This is a genomic window from Microcystis sp. M090S1, assembly GCF_020246295.1.
GTDB classification, from domain to species: domain Bacteria; phylum Cyanobacteriota; class Cyanobacteriia; order Cyanobacteriales; family Microcystaceae; genus Microcystis; species Microcystis aeruginosa.
This window is the reverse complement of record NZ_JADBTF010000011.1, coordinates 1-10,663: the sequence shown is the minus strand read 5'-3', so window position 1 is coordinate 10,663 and position 10,663 is coordinate 1. Positions and strand designations below refer to the sequence as shown.

5 protein-coding genes are annotated in these 10,663 nt (G+C 40.7%); 1 reads left to right on the top strand and 4 read right to left on the bottom strand.

The features are described from left to right. Positions 1-7: 7 nt before the first annotated feature. From IM477_RS00380 to IM477_RS00370, 3 genes are all read right to left on the bottom strand, one after another. Positions 8-3,802, bottom strand: coding sequence for an AMP-binding protein (locus tag IM477_RS00380; protein ID WP_287729987.1), 3,795 nt, complete (start codon positions 3,800-3,802; stop codon positions 8-10). A 93-nt stretch (positions 3,803-3,895) separates the two neighbouring features. Next, the gene (locus tag IM477_RS00375; protein ID WP_002776854.1) at positions 3,896-4,558 is read right to left on the bottom strand and encodes a nitroreductase family protein; all 663 of its coding nucleotides are present in this window, start codon (positions 4,556-4,558) and stop codon (positions 3,896-3,898) included. A 31-nt stretch (positions 4,559-4,589) separates the two neighbouring features. Then, the gene (locus tag IM477_RS00370; RefSeq protein ID WP_002732692.1) at positions 4,590-5,519 is read right to left on the bottom strand and encodes a VOC family protein; all 930 of its coding nucleotides are present in this window, start codon (positions 5,517-5,519) and stop codon (positions 4,590-4,592) included. A gap of 733 nt (positions 5,520-6,252) precedes the next feature. Here IM477_RS00370 and IM477_RS00365 point away from each other — a divergent pair. Then, entirely contained in the window at positions 6,253-7,695 is a 1,443-nt protein-coding gene (locus IM477_RS00365; RefSeq protein WP_287729984.1) for an AAA-like domain-containing protein, read from the top strand. Here the strand turns inward: IM477_RS00365 and IM477_RS00360 are convergent. Continuing rightward, positions 7,692-10,409, bottom strand: a complete 2,718-nt coding sequence (locus IM477_RS00360) for an AAA-like domain-containing protein (protein WP_287729983.1) — start codon at positions 10,407-10,409, stop codon at positions 7,692-7,694. The two genes, IM477_RS00365 and IM477_RS00360, sit on opposite strands and share 4 nt — an antisense overlap. Between the last annotated feature and the right edge of the window lie 254 nt (positions 10,410-10,663).

Sequence of the window (10,663 nt, the reverse complement as noted above, 5' to 3'; positions counted from 1 at the left end):
CCAGCGATTAACTAAAGAAGGCAGAGATTTCTTCTTCGGATATTTGGGGTAAAACTGCTAAAATTTCGCTTTTTTCTCGATTATTTGCCGATTCAGCCGCCGTATTGCTTTGATTAATCTGGTTAGCTAAATATTCTGCCAAACTATCAATAGTGGGATAATTCCAAACAATGGTGGCTTCGACGGGGATTCCCGACCAATCGGCAATATCTTGGGCTAATTCCACGGCAAAAATTGAATCTAAGCCAAAATCAGCAAAAGACTGGCTGGTTTGGATAGTGGCTGGATTGACCTTTAATTTCTGGTGTAACCAATTACCTAACCACGTTTCCACCTTTTCGGGAGTTTGTTGGCTAAGAAGGGACTTTTTCGGACTAGAGGGGCTATTTACTCCGTCTTGCCGCGGTTGACTAGCAATTTCGACCAGAGAAGTTTCAGCTTGAGGATGAGTCTGTTTAGCTTCTGGTTCCAACATCAATAACTCGTCGAGTTGATAATCGGAACCCTCTAGACGTTGTTCGATATCATCAATAGATTGAGTATAATCGAGGATACGATCGCGGATAGTTGCCACCGAAGAAGCAAAGTTTTCTTCGGGTGTTCCCCGGAGAGCTTTCTGCACAGATAAATCAAACTGCAATTGACTCCAAGCTAGGGCATGACTGTACTTTTCCCCGGGGTGAATTTGGGCCATTTTCGCTGTTGTTGCTACTAAAGCGGCGTAACAACCCAATTCTCCGATTAAAGAATAAGCCCAAGCTAAGGCGGCAGAACGATCACCCCAGAGATTAGACTGGAGACAACGCTGATTAATAGATTGGGCAGTGGTGTGGAGTTGCAGGGCAATCTCGGGCGCTTCCAGAACTTTTGTCAGAAATTCGCCTAATTTGTCCGTATGGGTGATACTTTTGCCCAAAAAGATTTTCAAACTTTCGTTAGGACCTTCGCCAATTCGTAAAACTCTGGCATCCCGGAGAATTTGCGGGGCAAGATTAGTTTCCATGTAACCTCTACCCCCGAGCATCTGAACGAGACTATCGGCCGCTTCCCAGAGGTAATCAGCCCCCGTAATCTTGGCAATAACGGCCATTTCCCTGGGAACGGCAACTTTTTGGTCTAAGGCGGTGGTGATACACTTTAAGAGACTGGACAAGGCCACCGTAGCCCCAGTTAAATGGTCAAAACGGGCTAAAGTAATCGGACTTTCTAGCAATTTACCGGTAGCGATCGAACGACGACTGGCATAACGTAACATTAATTGTAAACAGCGTTTCATGCCGCCAACTCCCATCATGCCAATCCCTAAACGGGCATAAAGTAAAGCATCGTCGGCGGGTTCAGTGCCATTGCCCAATTCTCCCAGCAATTGCTCTTTAGTGACTAAAACATCCTCAAAATAGATGGCATTTTGCATAATTCCCCGTAATCCCATAGTTAGGGATTCAGGTCCCAAACGCAGACCGGGGGTGCCTTGACGGACAAGAAAACCTGTCAAACCGTTATTCCCCGGTTCTTCGGAATCAAGCAAACGGACAAAAACATTAATCATTCCGGCCCAAGCAGAACCATTCCAACGCTTAAGTCCGCGAATTCGCCATTTATCTCGGCCATCCGGCACTGCAACGGTACTAATTGCCCCGATATTCGCTCCTGCTTCGGGTTCCGTCATGCCAAAGGAGGATAATTGTCTTCCTGTCGCTAAAAGAGGTAATAATTCTTGCTTGAGGGAAATAGTCCCGTAGTTGAGCAGCGGACGGATACCTAAGCTGTTATTAAGACTCACCATCGTCGCCAGGGTTAAATCAATGGCGGCTAATTGTTCCATCACCTGCAAAAAATTGCGATTATTAAGGGCTATTCCCCCGTATTCTTCGGGAATCTGCATTCCCATCAGTCCTTGATTGCCAAAATCCATGACAATATAGGGCGGCACACAACGACGGTCATCAATCAGATGGGAATTAATGCGAGTTTTGGCGTAATCTCGCAACCAAGTCAAGATTTGCTCGGTTTTTTCTTGACTAGCGGTTGTGGGGGCAGCTTGGTGACTGCTGAGGGGGGGGGTTAGCGTCGGCATAGGGGATGAAATTAGTGGAAGTTGCTGGTTTAAATACTGTTGACGGCAAGCGTGGCGTTGAATTTTGCCGCTAGAAGTTTTGGACAGAGATGCGGGTTTGATAAAAGCGATATCATAAACTTGCAATTCGTGTTCTTGAAAAACCGCTCGACGAACTGCTTCTAGGGCTTTTTGCTGGTTAAAACGGCGAATTGCCGTTCTTTCCACCTCTTGAACTAGGACTAACTTTTCTTCTGCCTCGATTTCTACGGTAAAGGCGGCAGTTCCACTGGGGCAAAAGTCGGGATAGCATTGTTCTACGGTCTGTTCGATATCCTGGGGATAGTAGTTACCGCCGCGAATAATCATCAGGTCTTTCAAGCGTCCGGTAATGTATAGTTGACCCTGATGAATAAAACCTAAATCCCCTGTACGCAAATAAAAACCCTGTCCAGTATCGGCGATAACTGCTTGAAAAGTTTTTTCTGTAGCTTCGGGATGTTGCCAATAGCCCTGGGCAACGGTTTTGCCTTTCACCCAAATTTCTCCCACCTGCTGGGAGGGACAGCGTTGACAGGTTTCAGGATTAACAATGGCAATTTCTGTGTCGATTTCTGTTTGTCCACAACTGACTAAGGATTGAGAATTTGGGCTTTTTTCCGTAAAAACGATTTGATGACGGTTTAAAGCGGCTTTTTCAACCCAGCAGATTTGAGGAACTTGATTTTTCCTGACAGCAGCAACTTTTAAGGTGGCCTCGGCTAAACCATAACCCGGACAAAAAGCGGCAAACTCAAAACCACAGGGGGCAAATTTACGAGCAAATTCGCTCAAAATTTCCATTCTGACGGTTTCTGCCCCATTTAAAGCCACTTTCCACCTGCTTAAGTCTAAATCCGCCAGCTGTTCCTCTTTAATCTTGTCAAGACAACGTTTATAGGCAAAATTAGGGGCGGCAGTGTGGGTGGCCCTGTATTTGCTGATGGCATTTAACCAACCGAAAGGACGTTGTAAAAAGGAAACTGGGGACATTAGATAACAGGGAAATCCTCGATAAAAGGGCAGTAAAATGCCATAAATTAGCCCCATATCATGAAAAGTTGGCAACCATGTCACCATAACGCTCTTTTCATCGTGTTCCCAACCTAAATCTAAATCTCGGAGGTTGGTCAAAAGATTCTCGTGATTGACCATCACTCCTTTGGGAGTCCCCGTGGAACCAGAGGTGTATTGTAAAAAGGCTAAGGTCTCTGCTTTTATCTGAGTGGGGTGGTCTTCGGCTAAACTTTTGCCGATTAAGCTATCCGTAGCTAGAAAGGGAATATCTCTGTCTAGTTGCCTTTTTAATTGGTCTAATTCCGATTGTGTGCTTAAAAGTAAGCTTGCTTGCGAATTATTAATAATAGAAGTTAAGCGAGCCATCTTTTGGTTTTTCTTGGGCAAATTAACTGGAATTGCCACTACTCCTGCTAATAAACAGCCGAAAAACCCAGTAATAAACTCTAATCCCGAAGGGTATGCTAATAAAACTCGTTCCCCCGGTAATAGGATGGATTGGAGACTATTGGCAATCGCTTGCGCTTCCAGAAATAATTCCCCGTAGGTAAGGCGTTTTTCTTCGGTTTCGCCATCGACTAAAAAGGTATAAGCAGTTTTTTGGGGTTGGTATTGGGCGCGATAACGAATAATATCGACTAAACTGCTTATTTCTGACAAATTAAGCTTAGTATCTAAACAAAGAGTCATTTTTTTACTCCCTATTATTAAATGGAATCGAAGACAAAGATTTAATCCTCTCGCACCGGGAAAAGTTTCTGGTGACGGGGGGCGACGGTCACTCTAGGGGTGATTTGGGCTTAAATTAAAGGTTTCTCCGTAAATTTCGCCATAGCAGAGCTTCTGAGTCCCAAAACGTCCCCCATACTCGCTCAAAGGTTCATCAGCGTATCCCAAGGCTAACAGACAACAGACATCGACCGTATCGGGAATTTGGAAATACTCGCGCAAGGGTTTAGCCACAAATCCTTCTAGGGGACAACTATCCACCCCCAAGCTTTGCGCCGCTATCATGAGATAAGTAACCGCAATCATAACTTGTCGGTTGCTCCAAGCTTCTGGAGACTGATAACAGGGTTTAAATTGGAAAAAAGGCGGAATGGCCATGTGCATGAACTTGGCCCGTTTTTCGGAAATCGTCCCCTCTTGCTTTCCTAACTCAATTACTTGATTAATGTAACCACGATGGTTAACTTGGCGATCGCCACAACAGATTAAAACCACGGGTGCATCGACTAATTTATCTTGTTCAAAGCCGAATTCTCGCAATTTTGCCTTATTTTCTGGTTCTCTAACCACTATAAATCGCCATGGTTGCAAATTATAACTAGAGGGAGCTTGGAATCCTAAACGAAAAATTTCGGCTAAAATTTCTTCGGGAATGGCATCGGTGCGAAATTTACGAGTAGAGCGTCTTTTTTGAAATATTTCAGCAATATTCATCATCTAAACCCTTTTATGAGACGTTTTCAACGGTTTAACCTAAAAAACTTTCGGGAATCGCCGGTCCCCATTGATAGAGAATATCTAACCCACCCGCGTGAAGTTCTGGCTCGGTGGTTTGCTCAAAAAGGTCCCCATCGGTAAAATGTTCAATGAGGCTACCGAAAGGATCTTGCCAATAGTCAAACACTTGACTTCCCAACAAATGGCGACCAATACCCCACACAGGAGTCCATCCTTTTTCTCGTAACCAATCGTGGCCGATTTTAATAGAGTCAAAATCTTGCACCTCGAAGGCAGTATGATGGACTTTGGGGTGAGAACCTTGCAACATGGCGATGGTGTGATGATCAACCCATTCCTCTCCCCGTTGACAACGAAGAAAACCCCCGACTCGTAAACTGGGATGGCCGTAATAAATTAAATCTGTTGCTTTTAAGCCAAAAGTCTGCTGATACCAGTGATAGCTTTCCTCAAAGTCTTTGACATCAATAGCTAGATGACCTAGACGTAAAATAGGTGCGGGTTCTTTTTTCGGCCTTTGGGTGCGACCTAAACGGGTTTTGCGACTAGCGTGATTCCATTGCAAGGGTTCAGGAATCGGCAAAGGTTCCACTTCCTCGATACCATAGACCAATTCTAGGTTAAAACCGTTGGGGTCAATAATTTTGATGCGCTGACCACCGCCGGGGGTGAACAGGGTTTCCACGGTCGAAGCGGAGGCTAAAGTGGCTAGTTCATGTAAGACAGATTCTGATGTCGCTTCTAGGGCAAAACTAACAAATTTAGCTTCTTTTCCCCATTCTACGACATAGACAAACTGTTTTTTGCCTCTAGCTCGCATATACAAGGCTGTATCGGTTTTAACTGCGGTAATCAGGCCAAAATCCCTCAAAAAACGTTCGCACAGGTCTAAATCCGGATGTTGATAGGTAACGTAGGCAATATCAGCAATTTTAGTCATAGTCGGTCAACCAGTGGAGTTGTCTAATTCGGCACAAAATAGCCAGACAGATATCGGTCAAAGTGCTGCCATAGCAAGGGTAAAAAGACTATTAAGAAAATCTGAACCTTGTTGTGGTTGATTATGGCATTGTGAGTACACCCACAGTCAAAGGCTAATTTTTCTTGCCCTCAATTGCTATCCCAGACTGGAGTTTGAGTAACTTGGGGGTGGAGAAAAACCTTGGGGAACTTCGGGGTTTTGCGGAAAATTTTTTTGAGAGATGTGATGTGGTCAAGGTTGTCTAGAGTACCTCGATAAATTGGACTTATTGAGAAAATATTCACACTAATTGAGAATCAACAAAGGTTTCATCAGGGTTTCAGGCGGTGCAATGCTGAAGTAAATCTATTTTTTGAGGTACCCTCTAGAAAAATCCGCTATCGTTCGAGTAAGCAAGTCAGAGAATATTGGGATCAGTGGCAGCGGCAAGGATTATTTCTGTTTCCACTGCCCAAATACCCCTCTGAAATCAATCTTGTTGCACCTGAATGGCATCAATTGAAAACTCGCGAACTGACAGGTCAAATTTTTCTCGAACGGTTGGATTTAGCGCACGCTGTTAAACAGGGGAGCGAAGCTTGCACTCAAAAAGGAGGATAGGAAACTCACTGTTTTAAGTTTATTCCGTAACCAAATCATTACTTAAATTTTTCAATTACCGGCAAAGTCCTTAATTACTAAACTTGAGATAATGTCTAGAAAAGTTACCTATGGGGATATTCCCAGGCAAAGAACCAAATATCTGCTTAATGCTCTGTTAAAGTTTGCTAACTACGAGGTGGATAATTGTGAAAATCTGGCGATTAAATTTAGCTGGATTAATGAGAAAAAATTGAAAATTCAAGCCGAACTTAATGCTTTAGAAATGCTGACAGAAAAATGTGGTCAAAGGCTGGAGTTATGGCAAATTCGGGATGCTTTGACGGAATATCTTAACGAAAAGTTTTTAGGTATTTTGGAAGATCATCGTCTCAATAATCAAGGGAAAATTCGTACTTTTCAAATTACTTTTTGGCAACGGGGTCATGATATTTTAACTAACCTAAGGAGCTTTGATCAAGAGTGGGCAAACAAAAGTAAACATCAATCTCCCGCAATTGCTGCTATTTTCTCCTCTTTAGATGAGGAAAAACAACAGGATTATCAGACCTATATTAAGGATTATGTAAAACGTCCACCTCTGGAGGAAAATTGTCTCAAAGTTCTTCAGCAAGAACAATCGTTGCTAAGAATTCGCGCACCTCATAATAGTGGCAAAACCCGTTTAGTTAATTGGTTAGTCCATCATCTCAAACAAGATAATTATCAACCAGTTATCATTGATTGTGAGGAGGAAAAAGCCACTATTGCCCTTAGTTGTGAAGACTTGCTGCTGTCGATTTGTCGTACCATTACCCAAGAATTAAAGATTAACGAATCTCTTCTCGATAAATTTTGGTCTCGTCCCGGAACTCCTGCCCACAAAACTCGACGATATTTAGAGGAATATGTTCTCCAACCCAGCGCAAATCCTCTGGTTTTTGTCTTTGAAAAATTTGATACAATTTTGGAAACTGAAACACTCGGTAATGAAATTTGTGGTATTCTCAGAAGTTGGCATGAAAGACGTTCCCAACCTTGGCGGAAACTACGCTTAATTATTATTCATTCAACGGAATTTTATAGCAACTACGATTTTTATGCCTCTCCCTTAATTGGTGTAGGTTATGTGGCTAGTTTATCGGATTTTAATGCGGAACAAGTTCTCACTTTCGCTCAAGTTAATGGCATTAATTGGACGTTATCAGATGTTAACAAGGTCATGAACTTAGTGGGAGGTAATCCTTATTTAATTAAGTTAATCTTGGTAAAATTGCAAGAAGGGAATTCTCTAGAAAAGGTTCTAGATGATGCCTTGCAGGGACGAGAGCCATTTCAAAGTCATTTTTTCCTACTGATGAGATATCTGAAAAGTAATGCTAACCTACGGAATATTTTTAGGCAAATTCTTCAGAAAAAAGCTCTGACTCCGGCTCAAATGAAAGGAGAATCTGTCCAATTTTTGGAACGATTGGGACTGATCCACAAAAGTTATGATACCCTAGAGGTGCGTTGCAATTTGTATCAAGTATATTTTGACGACTTGCTTGATTAGTCTCGTTGAGATTCCAATTGAAACTGAATTGAGTTTTCAAGTTTTGCTTCTAACTTACTCTTAACCCTGACAGTAATTGGTTCTCGATTAGATTCGGATTCATTATCTACAAACCTGAGAGAATTGCCTGAGGTCAAACTGGCCGAAAGATTGAGGTTTTCTAAATATTCTTGTATCAACTCTGAAGAAATTTTATTCTGGGATTGCAAGGCTCTAATAGCAGCTATAAATGATTGGGCCGCATCATAACTGGTAGCGGTTCGCCAACTAATATCTTCTTTCCATAAAGCTTGAGCATCTCTGACAAAATTTTGGGACTTAATTAGATGGGAAAACCAAGGCACAGCCAAAACTAAATTATCAATAAATTTACCGCTATCAACCAACATTTCATGTTCATACATGGAATGGCTCCCTAAAAGAACTAGCTTATTTTTCAGTTCTGGAGTGGTGCTGGTATTCAACTGTTCAAGAGTATGGGATAATTCTACTACCACAGAAGCTGATTCCAAACTGGGAAATAAGACAATTCCTCTAACTTGATCTTGGGAAAATGCTTTGAAAACTTCTGCGTCAATATCTAGGGAAGATGATAAATCAATTACTTTAGTGATTTTACCGCCTTTTTTTTGGAAAGCTTGATGAAACTCTTGAGTAAGTTCTTGGCTATCAATCTGGTTAGAATTATTAAAAACAATTACCTTATCTAGATCATGTTTGCTGGCATAATTAGCTAAAGTCTCACCAATTTTTTCATTGGTAATAACGGTTCTAAAAAAGTATTCACTCTCAATTACATTCGAGGAACTTGTAGAAGAAATTAAAGTAATTTTGGCTCTTTCATAGATAGGTAAAGCTGCTAAGGTGGCTTCACTAGAATAATGTCCAATTACTCCAATAACTTTGGGGTCTTTAACGATTTCCTTGGCGACTATCTTAGCAACTTTTTCATCATTATTATCATTGGCAATAACGATATTTAAAAATAAATTATTCGCACTTGTCGGTAATTGGCTATTAAATAAATATTGTGCTTGAGCAATCCCTTTAAGGATTTCTTGGGAAATTTCATTTTTTTTGCCACTGGGAATAACCACCGCCAAAGTCACATAATTATTACTTAAATAAGCGATAACATTATTATAATAAATCAAGTTTTCTGCATCTTCAGGATGAGCGAGATAGGCTTTTTTGAATAACTGTTTAGCTTCCAAATAATTAGCATTTTTAAAAGCCAAAATACCCCGATCTTTATAAAAATTTTCCTGTTTAATAAGTAGCTTTTTTTCGCCTTGGCTAAATAGTTCAGGCTCCTTAGTATAGGGGATTTTATAAAAGTAAGGTAACAGCCATGACTGGTAGAATCCCAACCCAAGTAAACCTGTAACAATGCTAGTAAATATTCCCGCTACCAACATAAATAAACGAGATTGTTTTTGACGAGTAATGCTTTCAGAGGCTGCTAAAAAACGATAATCGATACTATCTAATTCTTTATCTTCTTGCCATTTTTTAGATTCCTCTAACTTTTTACCTGTCAGTAAACAATTTGTATCGGTAAAATTTGAGTCTTCCCACTTAGCAATTTCCGATTGATAAGGACGACTAGCTGCTAATACATTATATAACCATTTTTGATTAAAAATTGCCTGATAAATAGCATTAGCCACTCTAAGATAGCCCTGATTATCGACGATAACTAATCCAGATAGTAATAATTCATCATGTTCTGGTGTGTTACTCGCTTTCACCAATTTACCTTTTAAAACATTAGCATAAACCCTTAGTAAATACCCTTGATCAGGATGATAAATAAGTCGCTCTCTTATACTTGATAAAAAAGCAGGTTCATCTTTTTTTTCCCAGTTATCAATAATGTGTTTATAAACAAAATCTCGCATCCAAGCTGATAAGAGAGACCGAGGTATTTGAACTTTAAACTTGGCCATTAAATAACACAATTTTTGAGTTAGAAAAGGTTGACCATTAGTCCAGCTAAAAATTTCTTGTAGAATTTCTTGAGGGGACACACCCAACCCTTCTAGTCCTTGCATCAAGGGTTGACAGTTATCTTCTAACGACAGTCCATTTAATTCAATTGCTTTACCAATATTGAAAGGAGTTCTTTGACTATCCTGAATTAATTGATTGGGGGTAGCCGTGCCAATTAAAACAAATGAAATACGATTAAAATCTGCATTAATAACTCGCTTTTCATGACAAGACCTAAGGTAAGCAAAAAAGTCATCAGTAGCAAAGGGTAGTTTTCTAACCACATCAATTTCATCAATAAAAATAACAATGTTGTTTGAAATTTTTATCAATAAAATTTCTTTAATAAACTGTCTAAGTAACCCAACATTAGAAACAGATTGACTGGCAATCCAAGATTCTAGATCCGTCATATTTAGTTTTAATTGTTCGGCAATTTCAATAATTAAGGAATGATACCAGCTAGATTGATCTACTGATGTCCCCAATTCATTTAAGTCTATACGGGAACAGGCAACTCCTTGGGCTTCAATTTGAGTTTGGATGCGTACCGTCAAACTCGACTTGCCCATTTTGCGAGAATTAAAAATATAACAATACTGACTGTTCATCAGAGCTTGGTACAATTCCAGATCAGCCCTTCTATCCACATAGCTTGGATCGGAAGGAGATAAGGTACTAGAAAACTTATAAACATTCTCGGCGGTTCCGTTTTCTTGCATATTTCGGTATTTCATTGACCAGATAACCAAAACTTGGGTAAGTAATACCAGTTTGAACTACACTAACCCCGGTGATAAATCCAGAAAAAAACCGCGCTCACTCATAGCCGATTATTGGTAAGCTAGTTCTACTCTGAATGAAATTGGCATATTTTCTTAGGGTAAACTCATCGGAAATTTTGGGTCTGAAACCCCGCCGTTCTAGGTTGGCTTTACGTTAGAATTAAAAGGCCAGTCTCGAAAACCAAGTGGAC

Coding starts and splice junctions, on each gene's coding strand:
- IM477_RS00380 (WP_287729987.1), bottom strand. CDS start 3,802: ATGACTCTTTGTTTAGATACTAAGCTTAATTTGTCAGAAATAAGCAGT.
- IM477_RS00375 (WP_002776854.1), bottom strand. CDS start 4,558: ATGATGAATATTGCTGAAATATTTCAAAAAAGACGCTCTACTCGTAAA.
- IM477_RS00370 (WP_002732692.1), bottom strand. CDS start 5,519: ATGACTAAAATTGCTGATATTGCCTACGTTACCTATCAACATCCGGAT.
- IM477_RS00365 (WP_287729984.1), top strand. CDS start 6,253: ATGTCTAGAAAAGTTACCTATGGGGATATTCCCAGGCAAAGAACCAAA.
- IM477_RS00360 (WP_287729983.1), bottom strand. CDS start 10,409: ATGCAAGAAAACGGAACCGCCGAGAATGTTTATAAGTTTTCTAGTACC.